General features: G+C 72.2%; 17 protein-coding genes. 8 read left to right on the top strand and 9 right to left on the bottom strand.

The genetic code is table 11. The features are described from left to right. Positions 1-60: 60 nt before the first annotated feature. Positions 61-573 carry a DUF6912 family protein gene (locus ACFVIU_RS34065; RefSeq protein ID WP_385847332.1) on the bottom strand — a complete coding sequence of 171 codons (513 nt, stop codon included), beginning with the start codon at positions 571-573 and terminating at the stop codon, positions 61-63. A 331-nt stretch (positions 574-904) separates the two neighbouring features. On the opposite strand from ACFVIU_RS34065, the gene ACFVIU_RS34060 reads away from it, so the two are divergent. Next, positions 905-1561 carry an Rv3235 family protein gene (locus tag ACFVIU_RS34060; RefSeq protein ID WP_385847331.1) on the top strand — a complete coding sequence of 219 codons (657 nt, stop codon included), beginning with the start codon at positions 905-907 and terminating at the stop codon, positions 1559-1561. Between the two features lie 189 nt (positions 1562-1750). Here the strand turns inward: ACFVIU_RS34060 and secA are convergent, their stop codons facing one another. Next, positions 1751-4561 (bottom strand): preprotein translocase subunit SecA, encoded by a 2811-nt coding sequence (gene secA / locus ACFVIU_RS34055; protein WP_385847329.1) that lies wholly within the window; start codon positions 4559-4561, stop codon positions 1751-1753. 253 nt (positions 4562-4814) lie between these two features. Between secA and ACFVIU_RS34050 the strand changes: the two genes are divergently transcribed. Both ACFVIU_RS34050 and ACFVIU_RS34045 read left to right on the top strand, forming a co-directional pair. Next, entirely contained in the window at positions 4815-5387 is a 573-nt protein-coding gene (locus ACFVIU_RS34050) for a GNAT family N-acetyltransferase (RefSeq protein ID WP_385847328.1), read from the top strand. A 49-nt stretch (positions 5388-5436) separates the two neighbouring features. Then, the gene (locus ACFVIU_RS34045) at positions 5437-6612 is read left to right on the top strand and encodes a winged helix-turn-helix domain-containing protein (RefSeq protein WP_385847327.1); all 1176 of its coding nucleotides are present in this window, start codon (positions 5437-5439) and stop codon (positions 6610-6612) included. A gap of 9 nt (positions 6613-6621) precedes the next feature. On the opposite strand, the gene ACFVIU_RS34040 is transcribed toward ACFVIU_RS34045, so the two are convergent. The 7 genes from ACFVIU_RS34040 to mtnA form a co-directional block, all read right to left on the bottom strand. Then, a complete protein-coding gene (locus ACFVIU_RS34040) occupies positions 6622-7368 on the bottom strand; it encodes a response regulator (protein ID WP_385847326.1) in 747 nt (248 codons plus the stop codon). Between the two features lie 202 nt (positions 7369-7570). Beyond that, positions 7571-8263, bottom strand: a complete 693-nt coding sequence (gene hpf / locus ACFVIU_RS34035) for a ribosome hibernation-promoting factor, HPF/YfiA family (RefSeq protein WP_385847324.1) — start codon at positions 8261-8263, stop codon at positions 7571-7573. Between the two features lie 311 nt (positions 8264-8574). Further along, positions 8575-9468, bottom strand: a complete 894-nt coding sequence (locus ACFVIU_RS34030; protein WP_385847323.1) for a ComF family protein — start codon at positions 9466-9468, stop codon at positions 8575-8577. 157 nt (positions 9469-9625) lie between these two features. Next, on the bottom strand, positions 9626-11464 hold the full coding sequence (locus ACFVIU_RS34025; RefSeq protein WP_385847321.1) for an LpqB family beta-propeller domain-containing protein: 1839 nt from the start codon (positions 11462-11464) through the stop codon (positions 9626-9628). Further along, a complete protein-coding gene (gene mtrB, locus ACFVIU_RS34020; RefSeq protein ID WP_385847320.1) occupies positions 11454-13574 on the bottom strand; it encodes an MtrAB system histidine kinase MtrB in 2121 nt (706 codons plus the stop codon). The genes ACFVIU_RS34025 and mtrB overlap by 11 nt, the downstream gene beginning before the upstream one ends. A 1-nt stretch (position 13575) precedes the next feature. Further along, a complete protein-coding gene (gene mtrA / locus ACFVIU_RS34015; RefSeq protein ID WP_385847319.1) occupies positions 13576-14265 on the bottom strand; it encodes a two-component system response regulator MtrA in 690 nt (229 codons plus the stop codon). Between the two features lie 153 nt (positions 14266-14418). Continuing rightward, positions 14419-15564, bottom strand: a complete 1146-nt coding sequence (gene mtnA, locus ACFVIU_RS34010) for an S-methyl-5-thioribose-1-phosphate isomerase (protein WP_385847317.1) — start codon at positions 15562-15564, stop codon at positions 14419-14421. 140 nt (positions 15565-15704) lie between these two features. Between mtnA and ACFVIU_RS34005 the strand changes: the two genes are divergently transcribed. Genes ACFVIU_RS34005 through ACFVIU_RS33985 form a run of 5 tightly spaced genes read left to right on the top strand, consistent with a single transcriptional unit; the run spans position 15705 to position 21375 of the window. Beyond that, the gene (locus ACFVIU_RS34005; RefSeq protein ID WP_385847315.1) at positions 15705-17072 is read left to right on the top strand and encodes a glycerophosphoryl diester phosphodiesterase membrane domain-containing protein; all 1368 of its coding nucleotides are present in this window, start codon (positions 15705-15707) and stop codon (positions 17070-17072) included. A gap of 4 nt (positions 17073-17076) precedes the next feature. After that, positions 17077-17883 (top strand): DUF4129 domain-containing protein, encoded by an 807-nt coding sequence (locus ACFVIU_RS34000; RefSeq protein WP_385847314.1) that lies wholly within the window; start codon positions 17077-17079, stop codon positions 17881-17883. A 50-nt stretch (positions 17884-17933) separates the two neighbouring features. After that, a complete protein-coding gene (locus tag ACFVIU_RS33995; RefSeq protein WP_385847375.1) occupies positions 17934-19076 on the top strand; it encodes a DUF4350 domain-containing protein in 1143 nt (380 codons plus the stop codon). Further along, entirely contained in the window at positions 19076-20065 is a 990-nt protein-coding gene (locus tag ACFVIU_RS33990) for an AAA family ATPase (RefSeq protein WP_385847374.1), read from the top strand. The genes ACFVIU_RS33995 and ACFVIU_RS33990 overlap by 1 nt, the downstream gene beginning before the upstream one ends. Beyond that, complete coding sequence (locus ACFVIU_RS33985; protein WP_385847313.1) at positions 20065-21375, top strand: DUF58 domain-containing protein; 1311 nt, start codon at positions 20065-20067, stop codon at positions 21373-21375. Before ACFVIU_RS33990 ends, ACFVIU_RS33985 begins: the two co-directional genes overlap by 1 nt. Positions 21376-21522: the final 147 nt, after the last annotated feature.

The following is a 21522-nucleotide window of genomic DNA, read 5'->3' as shown; positions in this document are numbered from 1 at the left end:
TGACAACGCCCCCGGCCGACCGCATGACCGCAGGTCGGCCGGGACGCGGGAGGGGACGGGTCAGGCGCGCCCGACCAGCTGGGGGATCTCCTGCGTGGCGTACCACAGCAGCTCGTGGTCGTCGGCGCCGTCCACGACGAACTGAGCGTCGTCGTCCCCGCCGTCCGCCGCCTGGAGCGCCTCCGCCGCCGCGGCCACATCCGCCCGGGCGTCGTCGGCGTCGACATGGACCGCCGCCGCCTTGGCCAGCGGCACCGTCACCCGTACGGTCACCTCGCCCAGCGCGGACGGGTCCAGCCCCCGGTCGGGGTCGACGCTCGCCGCGCCCTCGGGCACATCCACGGCGACCACGACCCGGCGCCGCTCCGCGTCCGGATCGGCGGCGAGCTGCCGCAGGGAGGCCAGCGCGGCGCGGCTGAGCGCCGCGTACTCCAGCTCCTCGATGTCGTCGGAGACGTACCACTCGCGCAGCGCGGGGGTGACGGCGTACGCGACGAAGGGGCCGCTCCCCAGCTCCCCCGTCTGGTGCGCCGTGGCGAGACCGGGGAGGGTCAGGGGGACGTAGACGCGCATGCTGGCCGCTCTTTCCTGGTCAAAGGCTCCGCTGGAGGTCTCGGGGAGAGCGGCGGGCGCAGCTCCCGGAGGGCCTTCAGGATACGTGCGGCTGTCCCCTTTCGAGCCCCTGCCCGGGCCCCGGCCGGCGTCCACCCGGTCACGCCCGACTCACCCCTCCGCCCGCTTCCCCCTGGGCTCCGCACCGCCCTCCGTCGCCTGGATGAGTGAATTCGTCCGCCCCTTCCGCTCCGCCCCCGCCACCCTTGTCACCCGGTTTCCCCGGCCCGTACAAGATCCCCACCAGCGAGTTACCGCCCGGTAGATCCGGGCCCGGCGGACGGGGATCCCCATGAACAAGGTCATGAGCCGCACGATCAAGGGCACGAGCCGCGTCGGCAACGACATGAGCCGGCCCCAGCCCCGCCCGCGCCACCGCCCGCCGACCCGCCACGACACGCGCCGCCCCGGCGGCGCCCCACCCCGGACGCCGAGCAGGACCACCCGCCCCCAGCCACCGCACACGGCGCCGGAGGCAGCCGAACGGCCCCGTACGGCGCCTCAGACAGCCGAACCGGCCCGCGGGACGCCTCTCCCCGGGACGCCCCGCACGGCGCCCCAGACGGCCGTCACGCCCCCGCTGCTGGCCGTACCGCGGCCGCATCCCCGCCCTCGCCCCACCGACCTCTTCGCCGACCGCCTGCTGGCCGTGCTGAGCGGCCAGCGGCCCGTGCACTGGATGCTCCGCCACACCGCGGGCCGCGCCTACGACGACCTGGCCCGGCTCGCCGCACGCGGCCCGCTGCGCGCCCGCGGCACACGCCCCGTCGTCCACGACATCGGCTACTACGTCGCCGCCGAGGGCGCCATCGAGGCCTTCGCCCGGATCTCCGCCGGCGACCAGCTGCGCGCCCTGGCCTTCCGCCTCGAACTGGGCGCCGACCTCCGCTGGCGCTGTACGGCGGTGGAGACGGCCGGCCCCGGGTCGCGCCCGCGCTCGGACGGCTGACCCCGGCGCGAGACCGGCGCGAGACCGACTGACCCCGGGTCGCGCCCGCGCTCGGACGGCTGACCCCGGCGCGTCCCGGGGCGAGACCGACTGGCCCCCGTGCCCCCGGCGCGGAACGCAAGCGGGCCGGATTCCCGAAGGAACCCGGCCCTGCCCGACTCTCAGCCCTCGAGGAGCCGCACGATGCCGCTACTTCTTACGGCGCCGCCCGCCCTTGGCCTGCTTGCGCCGCTCGGCGCGGGTGAGGCCGTCGGCCTCGGAGCGCACCGGCTCGTCCTCCTCCAGGTCCCGCTCGACGATGCCGCCCTCGCCGTCCACCGTCGGCGCCGAGAAGTGCAGATCACGCCGCTGGGGCACATCGAGGCCCTTGGCGCGGATCTCCGGGCGGGCACCGGCCTGCGCCGGCACCGTGTCCTGGACGCCCTCGCCGACCGGCTCGGCCTCCTCGACCGGCACCTCCTCGACCTGCTGCTCGACCTGGACCTCCAGGTTGAACAGGTAGCCGACGGACTCCTCCTTGATGCCGTCCATCATCGCGGTGAACATGTCGAAGCCCTCGCGCTGGTACTCGATCAGCGGGTCCTTCTGGGCCATCGCGCGCAGGCCGATGCCCTCCTGGAGGTAGTCCATCTCGTAGAGGTGCTCACGCCACTTGCGGTCGAGGACCGACAGCACGACCCGCCGCTCCAGCTCACGCATGATCTCGGAGCCGAGCTGCGCCTCGCGCGCCTCGTACTGCTCGTGGATGTCGTCCTTGATGGACTCGGAGATGAACTCGGCGGTCAGGCCGGCGCGGTCACCGGCGGCCTCCTCCAGCTCCTCGATGGTGACCTTCACCGGGTACAGCTGCTTGAAGGCACCCCACAGCCGGTCGAGGTCCCAGTCCTCCGGGAAGCCCTCGGCGGTCTCGGCCTGGACGTAGGCGTCGATCGTGTCGTCCATGAAGTGCTGCACCTGCTCGTGCAGGTCCTCGCCCTCCAGGACGCGGCGCCGCTCGCCGTAGATGACCTCGCGCTGCCGGTTGAGGACCTCGTCGTACTTCAGGACGTTCTTACGCGTCTCGAAGTTCTGCTGCTCGACCTGCGACTGCGCGGACGCGATCGCGCGGGTGACCATCTTGTTCTCGATCGGCACGTCGTCCGGCACGTTCGCCATGGACATCACGCGCTCGACCATCTGGGCCTTGAACAGGCGCATCAGGTCGTCGCCGAGGGACAGGTAGAAGCGGGACTCGCCCGGGTCGCCCTGACGGCCGGAGCGGCCGCGCAGCTGGTTGTCGATGCGCCGCGACTCGTGCCGCTCGGTGCCGAGGACGTAGAGGCCGCCGAGGCTCTCGACCTCTTCCTTCTCGGCCTTGACGGCCGCCTCGGCCCGCTCCAGCGCGGCCGGCAGCGCCGCGGCCCACTCCTCGATGTGCTCCTCGGGGTCGAGGCCGCGCTGGCGCAGCTCCGCCTCGGCGAGGTCCTCGGGGTTGCCGCCGAGCTTGATGTCCGTACCACGGCCGGCCATGTTGGTGGCCACGGTGACCGCGCCCTTGCGACCGGCCTGGGCGACGATCGACGCCTCGCGCTCGTGGTGCTTGGCGTTCAGCACCTCGTGCTGGATGCCGCGCTTGCTGAGCTGCTGCGAGAGGTACTCCGACTTCTCGACGGAGGTGGTGCCGACGAGGATCGGCTGGCCCTTCTCGTGCTTCTCCGCGATGTCGTCGACGACCGCCTCGAACTTGGCGACCTCGGTGCGGTAGATCAGGTCCGACTGGTCCAGGCGGACCATCGGCCGGTTGGTCGGGATGGGGACCACGCCGAGCTTGTAGATCTGGTGGAACTCGGCGGCCTCGGTCATCGCCGTACCGGTCATGCCGGAGAGCTTGGAGTAGAGGCGGAAGAAGTTCTGGAGGGTGATCGTGGCGAGGGTCTGGTTCTCGTCCTTGATGTCCACCCCTTCCTTCGCCTCGATCGCCTGGTGCATGCCCTCGTTGTAGCGGCGGCCGGCGAGGATACGGCCGGTGTGCTCGTCGACGATCATGACCTCGCCGTCGATGACGACGTAGTCCTTGTCCTTCTTGAAGAGTTCCTTGGCCTTGATGGCGTTGTTCAGGTAACCCACCAGCGGCGTGTTCACCGACTCGTAGAGGTTGTCGATGCCCAGCCAGTCCTCGACCTTGCTGACACCGGACTCGTGGATGGCGACCGTGCGCTTCTTCTCGTCGACGTCGTAGTCGCCGGTCTCCTCGATGCCCTTGAGCGGGTTGCCCGCCTCGCCCTTCTTCAGCCGCGTGACCAGCTTGGCGAAGTCGCCGTACCACTTGGTGGCCTGGTCGGCCGGGCCGGAGATGATCAGCGGCGTACGGGCCTCGTCGATGAGGATGGAGTCGACCTCGTCGACGATGGCGAAGTTGTGGCCGCGCTGCACCAGCTCGTCCTTCGACCACGCCATGTTGTCGCGCAGGTAGTCGAAGCCGAACTCGTTGTTCGTGCCGTAGGTGATGTCGCACGCGTACTGCTCGCGGCGCTGGGCCGGCGTCATGTTGGCGAGAATGCAGCCGACGCTCAGGCCCAGGAACTTGTGGACGCGGCCCATCATCTCGGAGTCGCGCTCGGCCAGGTAGTCGTTGACCGTGATGAGGTGGACGCCGTCGCCGGACAGGGCGTTCAGATACGCGGGCAGCGTGCCGACGAGGGTCTTGCCCTCACCGGTCTTCATCTCGGCCACGTACCCCAGGTGGAGCGCGGCGCCGCCCATCAGCTGCACGTCGTAATGGCGCTGGCCGAGGACGCGCTTGGCCGCCTCACGGACCGTGGCGAACGCCTCGGGGAGCAGGTCGTCAAGGCTCTCACCGTCGGCGTAGCGCTGCTTGTACTCCTCGGTGAGGGCCCGCAGCTCGGCGTCGGAGAGGTTCACGAAGTCCTCTTCGATGGAGTTGACCTGGTCCGCGATGCGGTGCAGCTTGCGCAGGATCTTGCCTTCGCCTGCACGCATGATCTTCGAGAGGACGGACACGGGGGCTGGTCTCCTTGCCGGTCGGGCCTGGGACGGTCGGTTTTCCATGTGACGTACTGAGCAACGGCCATCGTATGCGAGGACCGCGCCGTGCCGGGAGGCCTGGCGCCCGACGGCTGCTTCACCCAGGACAACGGACGGCGCATCCGGATAGTGCCGCATCGGCGCGAGGAATTGTGCGAAATGTGATCACGTGCTCACGGATCGCTGAATCGAATGGCCCGCGCGCGGGTGGGTCGCGCAGAATCGGCCGATGGAACCCGTCACGCTCACCACGGACCGGCTGCGCCTGCGCACCGTCGGCCCGGCCGACACCGACGCCGTCTTCGCGGCCGTACAGGACCCGGACATCCAGCGCTGGACCACGGTCCCGTCGCCCTACCTGCCGGAACACGCCCTGAGCTTCACCGAGCAGCTGGTTCCCGACGGCTGGTCGCAGGGCTCGATGTTCACCTTCGGCGTCTTCCTGCCCGGCGGCGACCTGACCGGCATGCTCGCCCTCACCATGCGCACCCTGGGCACGGCCGAGATCGGTTTCTGGGCCGCCAAGGAGCACCGCGGCCGCGGCTACACCACCGAGGCCGCGCTCACCGCCTGCCGGTGGATCTTCACCGAGGTGGGCGTCGACCGTGTGGAGTGGCGCGCCGAGGTCGGCAACACCGCCTCCCGCGCGGTGGCCGAACGGGCCGGTTTCACCATCGAGGGCATCCTGCGCTCGGCCGTCAACAACAAGGGCGTACGCCGGGACTGCTGGGTCGGTTCCCTGCTCCCCTCGGACCTGGGCCTGCCCTCCACCGCGCCGTACCTGCCCGCGCGCGAGCGGTGAAACAGCAGCTCACGCGGGATTGTCAGTGGCTCCCTCTATCGTCCGGCACATGACGACCCTTCCGCGCCCGACCATCACGCTCACCGCGGACGACGCCCGCCGTATCGCCCTGCGGGCCCAGGGCTTCCTCGGCGCGCCCGACCGGCGGGCCGGTGTCCGCGGGGTGCTGCGCCATCTCGGCGCGGTGCAGCTCGACACCATCTCCGTCCTCGCCCGCTCCCATGAACTCGTGCCGTACGCCCGGCTGGGAGCGGTCGGCCGCAAGACGGTCGAGGCCGCGTACTGGAAGGACACGCACGCCTTCGAGTACTGGTCGCACGCGGCCTGCCTGCTGCCCATCGAGGAGTGGCCGTACTTCGCCTTCCGCCGCCGCGCGTACCGCTCCCGCCCGCACTGGCACCATGCGCTGCCCGACGGCGCCTACGACCAGGTCATCGAGCAGCTGCGCGCCGAGGGCCCGCTCACCGCGACGGAGCTGGGCGGCGCCAAGAGGACCAGCGAGTGGTGGGACTGGTCCGGCACCAAGGTCGCCGTGGAGCGCGCGCTGATGTACGGCGAGGTGGTGTGCGTGGAGCGGCGCGGCTGGAAGCGGGTGTACGACCTCGCCGAGCGCGCGGTCCCGCAGTCGCTGCTGCACGACGGGCTGGACGACGCCGAGTGCCTGCGCCGTCTGGTCCGGCTGGCCGGTGAGTCCCTCGGCGTCGGCACCCGCGCGGACATCGCCGACTATCACCGGCTCAAGGGCGAGCAGGTGGACGCGGTAATCGCCGACTCGGGTCTGGTCCCGGTGGAGGTGGAGGGCTGGGGGCGTCCGGCGTGGGCGGATCCCGCGGCGCTGGCGACCCCGCCGCGCGGCCGCCACCGCACCACCCTGCTGTCGCCGTTCGACTCACTGATCTGGGAGCGGGCGCGGACGGAGCGGATCTTCGGCTTCACCCATCGCCTGGAGGCGTACGTCCCCCGGCAGAAGCGGGTGCACGGCTACTTCGCGATGCCGGTGCTGGCGGGCGGCCGGCTGGTCGGGCGTGTCGACCCGGCCCGCGAGGGCAGCACGCTGGTGGCGAAGCAGGTCACCCTGGAGAACGCGAAGGCGGTCCCGGCGGTCGCCCAGGCCCTGGTCGAGGCGGCGAGCTGGGTGAACTGCACGGACGTCCGGGTCGAACTGGTCGGCGACCCCGCGCTGCGCGCCCCGCTGACCCGGGAACTGGCCCGCGCCCTCGGCTGAGAAACCGGACTACCGGATCTCCAGGATCTTCTCCCGCATCGCGTAGACCACGGCCTCCATCCTGGAGTGCAGCTGAAGCTTCTCCAGGATGTTGCGGACGTGGTTCTTCACGGTGTTCTCGGAGATGAACAGCTCCTTGGCGATGTCCCGGTTGTTCATCCCGGTGGCGACGAGCTTGAGCACCTCCAGCTCACGGTCCGTCAGCCGGGGCGCCGGGACCAGCCGCCGCTCGTCGGTGCGCTGGATCATCGACTTGAACTCGGTGAGCAGTTTCGACGCCATCGACGGGCTGATCTGCGACTGTCCGTCGGCCACCGCGCGAATCGCGGTCGCCACCTCGTCGGTCGAGATCTCCTTGAGGAGATATCCGGTCGCTCCCGCCTTGATCGCGTCGTAGAGGTCGGCCTCCTCGTCGCTGATCGTCAGCATGATGATCTTCGCGCTGGGAGCGACCTCCTTGATGGAGGTGCAGGCCTCGATCCCGCCACGCTTGGGCATGCGGACGTCCATCAGCACGATGTCGGGCAGCAGATCGGCGGCCTTGTCGACGGCCTCGGCCCCGTCGCCCGCCTCGCCGACGACCTGGATGTCCTCCTCGGCGGCGAGCACGATCTCCAGGCCGCGCCGGAAGAGGGCGTGGTCGTCCACGACCAGGACTCTGATCGGCTCCTTGCGTACGGAGCCCGCATCGGAGCCCATGCCGATGACATCGTCGTCGGCGTCCTCGTCCCGCATCGGTCCGAAGGTGTCCGCCATCGTTCCTCCCCCTGAAGGCTGTGGCCTGTGGTTCTGTGCCATCGCCAATCCAAGGCAGTGGCCCACCCGTTGGGCCGTGCGGCCATGATTCCATGCCCGGGCGACACGGAGGTGACATGCCGGGCGCGAAGTGGTCGCACACCGGTGCCCCTGGGGGCGCACACGCGCTCCAGGGGCACCGGATCGGCGTCGGCCGGGCGGATCAGCCGCCCAGCGTGCCCCCCGCCGCCGGGGCCTGCGCCTCGGCGACCATCTCGTCCGTGTTCAGGTGGATCACGCCGTAGTCGTAGGCGTGGCGCCGGTAGACGACGCTCGGCTGCTTGGTCTCGGAGTCGACGAACAGATAGAAGTCGTGGCCGACCAGTTCCATCTCGTAGAGCGCCTGGTCGAGGCTCATCGGGGCGGCGACGTGGGTCTTCTCGCGCACGACGAGCGGGCCCTCACCGGTGACCTCGAGCGAGCCGATCTTCTTGGTCGGCACCCCCTCGGTCTCCTCGTCATGGGCGGGCAGACCATTGCCGTTGAGGGTGGCCGCGCCGGGGACGTGGTCGGGGACCTCGGCCGCCGAGATCCGCTGCGCGCCGCGTCGCGAGAAGCGCTTGTCGTGCTGCTTGCGCAGCCGGGCGTCCAGCTTCTCCGCCGCCAGATCGAGTGCCGCGTACGGATCGCTGGCCGCTGCCTCCGCCCTGATCACCGGGCCGCGGGAGCGGAGCGTGATCTCCACTCGGTCACAGCGGTCGGCCTGACGGGGGTTGGGCTCTTTGGACACCTCGACGTCGAGGCTGATCACCTTGGCATCGAGCCTCTGGATCTTCTCCAGCTTCAGCTTCTCGGCCACGTGCTTGCGGAACCGCTCGGGCACCTCGGTCTTGCGGCCTTTGACGACGATGTCCACGCAGAACTCCGTTCCCGGATCGCTCCGCCGCTCGGCGGAGCATCTCCCTTTTGCACCAGGCCCGGTGAGCACCGGGCCTCGGACTCGGTGACTTACACCTCCTCCTCCCCCAGGGGCGAGATCTGCACCCCACCGGTGCGGGTGATTGCGGAAAGCCCGCAGCACGGCATTCCGATATGCGAGGTGTGGCCTGCGCCTTTCCTCACAACCGAACATATCTCGCCCGGACGGATGTCGTCACCCTCTACCGCTACGTACCTCCGTTCAGGTGAATTGCCCCTCTCACTACCTGCAACGATGCAGGTCCACGGTCAGTTCCTGTTTATTTCGAAAGAATCCCGAGGAGCGGCGATCACCGCCGCACGGAGATCCGTCCGGAGGACGTTCACCACCGCCTTTTCCGGTGCAGCCTGCACCCACTTACCTCGCTCCGTCCGGACGCCGATCCGTCGTTCCCCCCTTCCTTCCCGAGTTACGGCGGCGTACACGACCGTGTTCATCCCACTTCCCCCCGAGTTCCCTCCCGTACCGCCCTCACCGGGCGGAATGACGCCGGACCGGCCGAGCGCCTCGCGCACGGCACGGGCCGCCTCGGCGAGAGTGGCACCGGTCGTGATCAGGTCGTCGACGAGCACCACCCGGCCCGCGGCGAGGAGCCGGGCACCGCCCGCCGTCACCTCCAGCGCCCCCGCCAGGTTCTCCAGACGCCGCCGGGCGTCCAGCTCCGCCTGGTCCGCCACGGCGCGCCGCTGGCGCAGCACGCCGACCACCCGCGCCGGTGTACCACCGCGCCGCAGCTCCCCGGCGGCCGCCAGCGCCATCCGGCGTACCGGATCGTGCCCCCGCGCCCGCACGGCCCGCCGGGCGGAGGGGACGGGGACGAGCAGCACCGGACGGGCATCCGGCACCCCGCCGCCGAGCCCTGCCCGCACGGCGCCCGCCAGCGCCGTGCCCAGCGCTCCCACGAGCGCCAGCGCGCCCCGCTCCTTGTGAGCGAGCAGAGCCGCCCGCACGTCCGCCGCGTACGGCGCCGCCGCGTGCACCACCGGCAGCCAGGCCGGCTCCGGCTCCGGCCGCACCCGCCGCGGCACGCTCCCGTGCAGTGCGGTCCGGCACCGCGCGCACAGGACCGTACGAGGTGCGCCGCACCCCGCGCAGTCGGTCGGGAGCACCAGGTCGGTGAGGTCCTGCCACCACCTCCGCATGCCCACCACTGTGCCGAGGCCCGAGCCGGCCCGCCACCCCTGTGGACAACGCCCTGTGGACAACTCGGCGTCCCCGAGGCCGTCCCTCACTCGCACGGGGACGGGCGGGGATGCACGGGGACGGGCGGGGACATGCAGTGCCCCCGACCGACCGCCGTCAGCCCGGATAGACCGGCGCCGTCCCGTCCTTGTCCACCTTCTGCCACTGCGCACCCGAGGGCAGCCGGACGATGCCGTCCTCCGAGTAGGCCACCAGCGGCACCCGGTCGTCCTCGGACGCGGCGACCGCCTTGACGCCGGTGAGCGCACCGGGCGCCGGCCCGTCCAGCGTGGAGCCGTCCACCTGGACGTACCGCATCTGCTGCACTCCGCCCGACTCCCGGCCGACGACCAGCAGCCTGCTGTCGCCCGCCCAGGTCATCGCGCTGACCTGCTCCAGGTCGGGAGCGGCCGAGCGCAGTTCGACCACCGAGGTGCCCTGCCCGGTCCCGTCGTCCCGCTGGATACGGCCGATGAGCAGGTACTGCTTGTCGCCCCTCGCCACGACCAGGGCGATCCGGGCCCCGTCCGCGGCCACCCGGGCGTCCCTGATCGCACCGGACAGATCCGGGACGGCGACCTCCTCCGCCTTGGTGGCCCCCTGCGGCACGACCAGCAGCCGCTTGCGCTGCGGATCGCGGTCGGCGACCCACAGATCGCCGCGGGCGTCCCAGCTCGGGGTGGTCAGCCGGTCGGCCGGGTCCGCGCCGTTGCTGGTCACCACCGCGTCCCCGAGCGAACCGCCCGACGCCAGCGAGGTCACGTACAGCGACCTGCCGTCGCCCGCGATGCCGGCCGCGCTGTGCTCGTCCCGCGACACGGCCACCGACTGGAGCCCCTTGACGTCGCCCACGCCGAACGGCCCCGGCACCGCGGCCGGTTCGACCGTACCCGTGCTCCCGGTCGGCATCCGCACCAGCCGGTGTCTGCCGTCGAGGTAGTACAGGTACTCGGGGCGCTTGCTGGAACCGTGCCAGGCGGCGGCCTCGGCGCGCTCCTCGGACAGGTCGCACATCCGCCGGCCGTCGGCCCCGTCGAGCTCGACGGACTCCAGGGTCGGCGTCAGATTCCGCAGGGTGAACAGGATCTGGGTCGCCATCTCGGTGCACTTGGCCGTGCCGATCCGGGACGCCTTGAGGTTCAGCGGCACCGTCAGCCTGTTCTGGTCGTCCGGCGTCAGCCCCGACACGTCCTTCTGCAACGCCGTACCGGTCGGGAAGCTGGACCTGACCACCGGACGCAGCCAGCTGGTGGGCCCGCGGAGCAGCGAGCGGACCATCTGCGTCATCGGGTCCACCTTGCTGCGCACGAACACCGGGTCGGCGACGGCCACCGGCTCCCCGGTCGCCCCGACCACCGTGTCGGAGGCGAAGTAGTACTTGTCGACCGGCGTGTAGTTGCGCTGGAAGTCCGACTTGCCCATGACCACGCCGTCCGGCAGCCGGTCGATGCGCCACTGCCCGGTCTTGGCGTCCTTCGCCAGGTGCAGGAACTTGCGGTACGAACCGCCGGCGGGCTGGTACGCCTGCCGCGCGTCGACGGTGGCGACCTTGCTGCCGGCCAGCACACAGGTCTCGCTGCCCGCGTCCTGCCGGTCGTCCGGGCGGCACTCGGTCTCGATGCTCGGGCCGTTCGCGAGCACCGTGGTCGACCGCTCCGGCCGCCAGGTGCGCGCCGCGGCGTCCGTCAGGTACTTGCGGGCCGTGTCGTACGACGGATCATCGCTGGTCAGGGCCTCCAGGAAGCCCTGCATGATCTCCCCGGGGCCGGCGCCGTCGGCGGGCGGCATGGCGAACACGCGGACGCCGGTGTCCTGCTGTGGCGTGGACTCCACGTCCCGCAGATCCCCGCTGTCGGGCATCGAGGCGCATCCGGCCAGCAGTACGCCCCCCAGGGCGGCGTACGCCACCGCGCGCCACGGCTTCCGCCGGGCGCCCCCCTCGCGGTCAGCGCCCACGAAATGCCTCCCCTGGCTCGGTCGAGTCCTCGGCCCGGGCCGCCTCCGGCCCGTCCGCACGGGCACCGTCGTCGGCCGGCCCGTCGGCACGCCGCTCGTCCGGGCGCCGGACGCCACCGGCGGGCCGGGGCACCACGCGCGTGCCATTGCCCTGAGCGGGCATCGCGGTCGGGTCCACGGCGGGGGTGCCGGCCGCCAGCCGCGGCGCGATCGAGGAGCGCGGCGGCAGCGCGGGGCCCTGAGCGCACCCCTGCTGCACCGGAACCGTCGCCCGCTTCTCCTCCCCGCCCCGGCGCGCACCGGAGTCGTCGATGCCGCGGTTACGGCGCGAGTCCTTGGGCTCCAGCGGTATCGGAGAGCCCCGCAGCGGCTCGTCCGCCGTCCTGGGCAGGGTCAGCCGGAACTGCGAGCCGCCGCCCGGCTCGCCCCAGGCCTGGAGCCAGCCGCCGTGCAGCCGGGCGTCCTCCAGGGCGATCGACAGCCCGAGGCCCGTGCCACCGGTGGTACGCGCGCGTGCCGGATCCGCCCGCCAGAAGCGGCTGAACACCCGGGTCGCCTCGCCCGGCTTGAGCCCGACGCCGTAGTCGCGCACCGCGACGGCGACCGCGCCACCGGCGGCGGCCAGCTTGACGACAACGTCCTTGCCCTCGCCGTGCTCGACGGCGTTCACGACCAGGTTGCGCAGCACGCGCTCCACGCGCCGGGCGTCGGCCTCGGCGACGACGGGCTGCTGATCCCCGAGCACGCGTATCCGGGTGCCCTTGCGCTCTGCGAGCGGCTCGGCGCCGCTGACCACCCGCCGGACGACCTCCCTGAGGTCGATCGGCTCGGCCTCCAGGGCCGCCGCGCCCGCGTCGAACCGGCTGATCTCCAGCAGGTCCGCGAGCAGCGACTCGAAGCGGTCCAGCTGGTCGGCGAGCAGCTCCGCGGACCGCGCGGTCACCGGGTCGAAGTCCTCCCGTGCCTCGTGGATGACATCGGCCGCCATCCGCACGGTCGTCAGCGGCGTACGCAGCTCGTGCGAGACGTCGGAGACGAACCGGCGCTGCATCCGCGACAGGTCCTCCAGCTGGTTGATCTTCACCTGGAGGTTCTGCGCCATCTTGTTGAAGGCCTCGCCCAGGCGCGCGATGTCGTCCTCGCCGGTGACCTTCATCCGTTCCTGGAGCCGCCCGGCGGACAGCCGCTCCGCGATCCCGGCCGCCATCCGCACCGGCGTCACGACCTGCCGCACCACCAGCCAGGCGATCGCGCCCAGCAGGACGACGACGAACAGCCCGGCCGTCGCGAGGGTCCCCTTGACCAGGCTCAGGGACTTCTCCTCCTGCGTGAGCGGGAAGAGGTAGTACAGCTCGTACGGGCGCCCGTTCGGGTCGTTGACCTGCTTGCCGATGACCAGCGCCGGCTGCGACTCCTTGCCGTTGGAGTAGACGATCCGGGTGTAGCTCTGCGCGGCCGTCATGCCGTTGTTGACCCGCTCGCGCAGGGCGGCGGGAATGCTGGAGGTCGGGTTGACGTAACCCGAACCGCGCGGGCTGCGCCCGCCACCGCTGTCGTCGCCGACGGGCAGCGTCACCACGTCGAAGGCACCGGCGCCGCCGCTGGACAGCGAGTCCACGAGGTCGCTCATCCACGGAATGACGCTCTGCGACTGCCGCCCGTCCGTGCTGGGGGTGTCGTCACCCGTGGCGGTCCCTGCGGCCGTGCCGGCCGCGGTTCCGCCGGCCGCCTCGTCGGCCTTCTGCCGGGCCACCGCGAACCCGCCCGTGGCCTGGCTCTGCGAGGCCTTCACCTTGGCGTCCAGCAGGCCGTTGCGCACCTGCCCGATCACCACGAAGCCGAGCAGCAGTACGACACCCAGCGACATCAGCAGCGTCGTCGCCACGACCCTGAGCTGGATGTTGCGCCGCCACAGCCGCATCACCGGCAGCAGCGGTCGGTGCACCCAGCGCAGGAAGAGCCGCAGGACCGGGCTGCCCTGGAACCCGCCCTGGAGCAGTCCGCCCTCGAAGAAACGCCTGAAACGCGCAACCACCGCCGCCGGGCCGACAGGCCGCCCCGGACGGGCCCCGGACCTGCCGGGGGCCGAAGCGGCACTGTCCCCGGACATGTCAGCTCGGTCCGGCCTTGTAACCGACACCACGGACGGTCACCACGATCTCCGGCCGCTCCGGGTCCCTCTCGACCTTGGACCGCAGCCGCTGCACATGAACGTTCACCAGGCGGGTGTCGGCGGCATGCCGGTAGCCCCACACCTGCTCCAGCAGCACCTCACGCGTGAACACCTGCCACGGCTTGCGCGCGAGCGCCACCAGCAGGTCGAACTCCAGCGGGGTCAGCGCGATCGACTGCCCGTCCCGCTTCACCGAGTGCCCGGCCACATCGATGACCAGGTCGCCGATGGTGAGCTGCTCCGGCGCCGGCTCCTCGGACCTGCGCAGCCGCGCCCGGATCCGCGCCACCAGCTCCTTCGGCTTGAACGGCTTGACGATGTAGTCGTCGGCACCGGACTCCAGGCCCACGACCACATCCACGGTGTCGCTCTTGGCCGTGAGCATCACGATCGGCACGCCGGACTCGGCGCGGATCAGCCGGCAGACCTCGATACCGTCCCGGCCCGGCAGCATCAGGTCGAGCAGCACCAGGTCGGGCTTGGTCTCACGGAAAGCAGCCAGCGCCTTGTCGCCGTCGGCTACGAAAGACGGCTCAAAACCCTCACCACGCAGCACGATCCCGAGCATCTCGGCCAGTGCGGTGTCGTCGTCGACGACAAGGACTCGTCCCTTCATAAACGACATCATCCCATTCTCGTAACAGTGACAGAGGCGCTGGTGAGCGAGGTCACTGGCCCGTGACGATAGTCGTAGGGAACCGTCACTGTCTGCCCCGCCCCTCCCACCCGGCCCCACGGCGGCCGCGCACACCGCGGGACCGGCACCGCCGCCACCGCCGCGTCAGCCCACCGGCGCCCTCCTGGAGCCCGCCGCGCACAGCTCCGCCAGGGCCCCGGCCGTCACCGGCGAGACGACCCCCGCCTCGGTGACGATGGCCGTCACCAGCTCGGGCGGCGTCACATCGAACGCCGGGTTGTACGCCTGGGTCCCCAGCGGCGCCACCGGCACCCCGCTGCCCGCCCCCGTCACCGTCACCTGCGGCGCCACCAGCTCCGTCACCTCGAAACCGGCCCGCTGCTCGACCTCGATGGACGCCCCGTCGGGGGTCTCCAGGTCGACCGTCGTCAGCGGCGCCACCACGATGAACGGCACATGGTGATAGCGCGCGAGCACGGCGAGCGGATAGCTCCCCACCTTGTTCGCCACCGACCCGTCGGCCGCGATCCGGTCCGCCCCGACCAGCACCGCGTCCACCTCCCCCGCCGCGAACAGCGAACCCGCCGCGTTGTCGGTGAGCAGGGTGTACGCCATACCGCTGCCGGCCGCCTCGTACGCCGTCAGCCGAGCCCCCTGCAGCAGGGGACGCGTCTCATCCACCCACAGCCGCCGCAGCCGCCCCTGCCGATGCGCCGCGAGCGCCACCGCGAAGGCCGTGCCCTCCCCGCCGGACACCAGCCGCCCCGTGTTGCAGTGGGTGAGGATCCGGTGCCCGCCGCCCGACAGCAGCTCGTCCAGCAGCGCCAGACCGTGGGCGCCCATCCGGGCACTGGCCTCCGCGTCCTGCCGGTGCAGCTCCTGCGCCGCGGCCAGCGCCGCCGCGGCCGCCGCCGTGGGATCACCGCTGCGGACCAGCTCGGCCTGGTGCGCGGCCTGGGCCCGGCGCACGCCGACGGACAGGTTCACCGCGGTCGGCCGTGCACTCTCGAGCGCCGTGCCCGCCTCGGCCACGTCGAAGCCGCGCGCGGCGGCGAGCGCGACGCCGTACGCCCCCGCGATCCCGAGCAGCGGTGCACCGCGCACCGCCAGCGAACGGATCGCCTCCACCAGGGCCGACGCATCCGTGCACACCAGCTCGACCTCTTCCGCCGGGAGCCGCGTCTGGTCGAGAAGGACCACGACCGGCCCCTCGGGTGGTTCCTCCCATCGGATCGCCGGTATCTCGCTCGGCTTGTTGTCCCCACCGGTTCGCGCCTGCTGATCAGCCATGCGGTCAGTCTTCCCCGGATACGGCGCACCATGGAAGGCATCCGGCCCCTACCGCGGCCGGTCCCTAGATCACCACCCCATGGCACGATGGCTGCCAACCTGCCACCGCGACCGCGGACGGGCACCGAGAAGGAGCTTCGATGACAGACACTCCGGGCTGGGCCTCGCCCGGATCCGCCCCGTCGTCCGAGGGGCGGGAACCCGGCGCGCCCGGCCCTGCCGAGCCCGCCGACCGTCCCGGCCCCGCCGAGCCCGCGCCGCAGCCGGGCGCACACCCGCAGGGCCCAGGCGTGAAGTGGTCCAAGGACCAGCCGCCGGCCGGCCAGTGGTCCGCGCCCACCGGCGCCCCCGGCCCGGGACAGGCCCCACCGCCCCCGCCTCCCGGCCCCGGCTGGGGCGGCGGCCCCGGCGGCACCGGCCCCGGTGGATACGGCGGAGGCCCCGGCGGCTACGGCGGGGGGTACGGCACCCCCGGCGGCCATGGAGCCTGGGGCGGCGGCTGGGGCGGCCCCCCGCCCGCGGCCAAGCCCGGAGTGATCCCGCTGCGCCCGCTCGGAGTCGGCGAGATCCTCGACGGCGCCGTGTCGACCATGCGCACCTACTGGCGCACGGTCCTCGGAATCTCCCTCACCGTCGCGCTCATCGCCCGCACCGGCACGGTGCTGGTCCAGGGCCTGGTCCTGAACAGCGCCCTCGGCCCGCAGGCCATCAAGCCCGACAGCACCCCCGGCGACGTCTTCCGCGTCATGCGGGACGCCTTCATCAGCTCCGGCGTCATCAGCCTGATCACCGTCGTCGGCACGATCATCGCCACCGCCATGCTGACCACCGTCACCAGCCGGGCCGTCCTCGGCAAACCGGTCAGCGCCGGCGAGGCCTGGCGCGACGCCCGCCCCCAGCTGCTGCGGCTGTTCGGCCTGCTGATCCTGCTCGGCCTCATCGCCATCGGCGTCTTCCTCGTCTGCACCCTGCCCGGCATCCTCGTGCTGGCCGCCGGCAGCATCGGCGGTGGCGGCGCCCTGCTCGTCCTGGGCCTGCTCGCCGCGTCCGCCGTGCTGCTCTGGCTGATGATCCGCTTCTGCCTGGCCTCCCCCGCCCTGATGCTCGAACGCCAGGGCATCCTGAAGTCGATGGCGCGCTCGGCGAAGCTCGTCCGCGGCTCCTGGTGGCGCGTCCTCGGCATCCAGCTGCTCGCCGGACTCATCGCCAGCATCGTCTCGGCGCTCGTCGGGCTGCCCTTCGTCTTCCTCGGGGCGGCCGTGGGCGGCGGCGGCATCAGCGGGCTGCTCGGCACCACCACCGGACACATCGGCTGGACCTTCCTGATCATCAGCGGCATCGGCTCGATGATCGGCGCCATGCTCACCCTGCCGATCAACGCCGGCGTCACCGTGCTCCTCTACATCGACCTGCGCATCCGCCGCGAGGCCCTCGACCTCGAACTGGCCCGCGCCGCCGGTGTCCAGGGCTACGGCGGCGGCGCACCCGGCACCGTCCCGGGGAGCTGATGCGGTGAGCCTCACGGGGGGAGTGCTGCCGACGCCGGTCCCGCCCGGCGCCGGCGCCACGGCCGTACACATCCTGCTCGGTGCGGTGGGCCGGGCCGTCCTGGCGGCCGGCGGCTCGGGAGACGAGCCGCCCGTCACCATCCCGCGCGACCCCGCGCGGGAGGGGGCCCGCCGCGAGCTGTCCAAGCGGATGTACCACCAGAACGACCCGGGCCTGCTCGAACGCGCCTGGAACGCGTTCTGGGCATGGCTGGACCGGCTGCTCGCCCACGCCGCCTCGGCCACCCCGGGAGGCACCGTCGGACTGGTCGTCGTGATCGCGTTCGTCGTCGCCGTCCTCGCCGCCCTGTGGTGGCGCCTGGGCACCCCCCACCGCCGGCCCGTCTCCGCCTCCGTCCTGTTCGACGACCGCCCCCGCAGCGCCGCCGAACATCGCGCCGCGAGCGAGGCGCACGCGGCCCAGGGCCACTGGAACCAGGCCGTCCAGGAACGCATGCGGGCCATCGTCCGCTCCCTGGAGGAACGCGCCCTGCTCGACGCCCGTCCCGGCCGCACCGCCGACGAAGCCGCCGCCGAGGCCGCCCGCCCGCTCCCCGGCCACGCCGACCGGCTGCGCGCCGCCGCCCGCACCTTCGACGACGTGACATACGGCGGACGCAGTACGAACGAGCAGTCGTACCACCACCTCGCCGAACTCGACCGCGACCTCGAACGCACCAAGCCCGACCTCGCCGCCGACACCGCCCAGGCCACCCTCACCGACAGCGCCACCAGCACGGCCCGCAGCACCGGCCAGGGGGCCGCCCAGTGACCGTCCAGACCGCGCCGCCGACCACCTCCACCGCGCCCACCGCCAAAGCGATGTGGACCCGCACCCGCGGCCTCGCACTCGCCCTGGTCCTGATCCTGGCCGCCGCCATCGCCATGGCCGCCATACGCTCCACCACCCGGCACGGCGAACTCGACCCGCGCTCCGTCGACCCCTACGGCAGCCACGCCGTCGCCCAACTCCTCGCGGAGCGGGGCGTCTCCACCCGCGTGGTCACCACACTCGGCGCCGCCCGCGCCGCCGCCGGACCCGACACCACTCTCCTGGTCGCCGACCCCGACCTGCTGACCCGCCGTCAGCAGACCCAGCTGCACCGCACCACCGCGGCCGCTGGCGGGCGCACCGTGCTCGTCGCGGCCGGCAGCTGGTCCATCGAGCGGCTCGCCCCCGGGGTCACCGCGGACCCCGCCAACAGCCTCCACACCGCCCTTGCACCGCGCTGCACCCTGCCCGAGGCCCGGCGCGCGGGCACCGCCGAAACCGGCGGAGTCCGCTACACCACCACCCACCTCGACGCCGACTCCTGCTACCCCAGCGAGCGCCTCGCCACCCTGCTGCGCATCCCCGCGGCCTCCGGGAACGGCGACACCGTCGTGCTCGGCGCGCCCGACATCCTCTTCAACAACCGCCTCGACAAGCAGGGCAACGCCTCGCTCGCCCTCCAACTCCTCGGCTCCCGCCCCCATCTGGTCTGGTACCTCCCCTCGCTGTCCGACGCCTCGGCCACCGACACCGGCGACCAGAAGGACTTCTTCGACCTGCTCCCCTCCGGCTGGCTCTGGGCGACCCTGCAACTCCTCATCGCCGCAGCCTTCGCCGCCTTCTGGCGCGCACGCCGCTTCGGCCCGCTCGTGCCCGAGAATCTCCCCGTCGCGATCCGCGCCTCCGAGACCGCCGAAGGCCGCGCCCGCCTCTACCGCAAGGCCAACGCCCGCGACCGGGCAGCCTCCGCACTGCGCTCCGCCACCCGCGGTCGCCTCGCGCCGCTCGTCGGCATCCCCCACGCCCAGGCACACACGCCCGAGGCCTTGCTCCCCGCCCTGTCCGCCCACCTCTCCGGTGACGGCCAGGCCCTGCACTCCCTCCTCTTCGGACCGCCGCCCGGCGACGACGCGGCCCTCATCGCACTGACCGACCAACTCGACGCCCTCGAAAGAGAGGTACGCCGTTCATGATGGACCCGACCACTGACAACGCCGGGCAGAGCGGAGACGCGGGCACCGCCCGGGCCGCCCTGGAAGCCCTGCGCGCCGAGATCGCCAAAGCCGTGGTCGGCCAGGACCCCGCCGTCACCGGTCTCGTCGTCGCCCTCCTCTGCCGCGGACACGTCCTACTTGAAGGAGTCCCCGGAGTCGCCAAAACGTTGCTCGTCCGCGCCCTCGCATCCGCGCTGGAACTCGACACCAAGCGTGTCCAGTTCACCCCGGACCTGATGCCGAGCGACGTCACCGGCTCCCTCGTCTACGACACCCGCACGGCCGAGTTCTCCTTCCAGGAAGGGCCGGTCTTCACCAACCTCCTCCTCGCGGACGAGATCAACCGCACCCCGCCCAAGACCCAGTCCTCCCTCCTGGAAGCCATGGAGGAACGCCAGGTCACGGTCGACGGCACCCCACGGCCGCTCCCCGACCCGTTCCTGGTCGCCGCGACCCAGAACCCGGTCGAGTACGAGGGCACCTACCCCCTCCCCGAAGCCCAACTCGACCGCTTCCTGCTCAAACTGACGGTCCCTCTGCCCTCCCGGCAGGACGAGATCGACGTCCTCACCCGGCACGCCTCCGGCTTCGACCCCCGCGACCTGCGGGCGGCCGGAGTACGCCCCGTCGCCGGCCCCGCCGACCTGGAAGCGGCCCGTGCGGCGGTCGCCAAGACGACCGTCTCCCCCGAGATCACCGCCTACGTCGTCGACATCTGCCGCGCCACCCGCGAATCGCCGTCCCTCACCCTCGGCGTCTCCCCGCGCGGCGCGACCGCCCTCCTCGCCACCGCCCGCGCCTGGGCCTGGCTGACCGGCCGCGACTACGTCATCCCCGACGACGTCAAGGCCCTCGCCCTGCCCACCCTGCGCCACCGCGTCCAGCTGCGGCCCGAGGCCGAAATGGAAGGCGTGACGGCGGACTCCGTCATCAACGCGATCCTCTCGCACGTCCCGGTCCCCCGCTGATGGCACTCACCGGACGCGCCGCCCTGCTCGCGGCCCTCGGTTCCCTCCCGGTCGGCCTCCTGGAGCCCGGCTGGGCGGGCATCCTCGCCGTCAACGGCCCGCTGGCCCTCGCCTGCGCCTGCGACTACGCGCTCGCCGCCCCCGTACGACACCTCGTCCTCACCCGCTCCGGCGACACCTCCGCTCGTCTCGGCGACACCGCCGACGTCACCCTCACGGTCACCAACCCGTCCCGCCGGCCCCTGCGAGCACAGCTGCGGGACGCCTGGCCGCCCAGCAGCTGGCAGCCCGGCAGCGAGATCGAGGCATCCCGCCACCGGCTGACCGTGCCCCCCGGCGAACGCCGACGGGTGACGACCCGGTTGCGCCCCACCCGCCGCGGCGACCGTCAGGCCGACCGCGTCACCATCCGCTCCTACGGTCCCCTCGGTCTGTTCTCCCGCCAGGGCGCCCACAAAGTGCCCTGGTCTGTACGGGTTCTGCCCCCGTTCACCAGCCGCAAGCACCTGCCGTCGAAACTCGCCCGATTGCGTGAACTCGATGGCCGGACCAGCGTTCTGACACGCGGTGAGGGCACGGAGTTCGACAGCCTGCGCGAGTACGTCCCCGGAGACGACACCCGCTCGATCGACTGGCGAGCCACCGCCCGGCAGTCCACGGTCGCCGTCCGCACCTGGCGGCCGGAACGCGACCGCCACATCCTTCTCGTCCTCGACACCGGCCGCACCTCGGCCGGCCGCGTGGACGACGTTCCACGCCTCGACGCCTCCCTGGACGCGGCACTGCTCCTCGCGGCGCTCGCCTCCCGGGCCGGCGACCACGTGGGCCTTCTCGCCTACGACCGCCGGGTACGCGCCACGGTGCAGAGCCGTTCCACGAAAGATCTGCTGCCGTCCCTGGTCGACGCGATGGCCACGCTCGAGCCCGAGCTGGTGGAGACGGACGCCCGTGGCCTCACCGCCACAGCGCTGCGTACGGCACCGCGCCGCTCGCTCGTCGTCCTGTTCACCACGCTCGACGCAGCGCCGGTCGAACAGGGTCTGCTTCCGGTCCTGCCACAGCTCACGCAGCGCCACACGGTGCTGCTCGCCTCAGTGGCCGATCCGCATATCGCCCGTATGGCCAAGGGGCGGGGCGACGTCGACGCGGTGTACGAGGCGGCGGCCGCGGCCCGGGCACAGAGTGAGCGCCAGCGGACGGCGGAAAAGCTCCGTCGCCACGGAGTGACGGTGGTGGACGCGACGCCGGCCGACCTGGCTCCGGCGCTGGCGGATGCCTATCTGGCTCTCAAGGCGGCGGGCCGGCTCTGAAGCAGCTCCGGATTCGCCGCCTCCCTTCGGGGAGTCGCGGAGAAAATGCCCGGAAATGCAGAAAACCCCCGCACCAAAGGTGCGGGGGTTTTCCCAATAATTGTTCGGCGGTGTCCTACTCTCCCACAGGGTCCCCCCTGCAGTACC

Origin of the sequence: Streptomyces sp. NPDC127190 (assembly GCF_042672505.1) — a bacterium.
GTDB lineage: Bacteria > Actinomycetota > Actinomycetes > Streptomycetales > Streptomycetaceae > Streptomyces.
The sequence above is the reverse complement of the archived record's forward strand: the minus strand, read 5'-3'. Positions and strand labels throughout refer to the sequence as shown.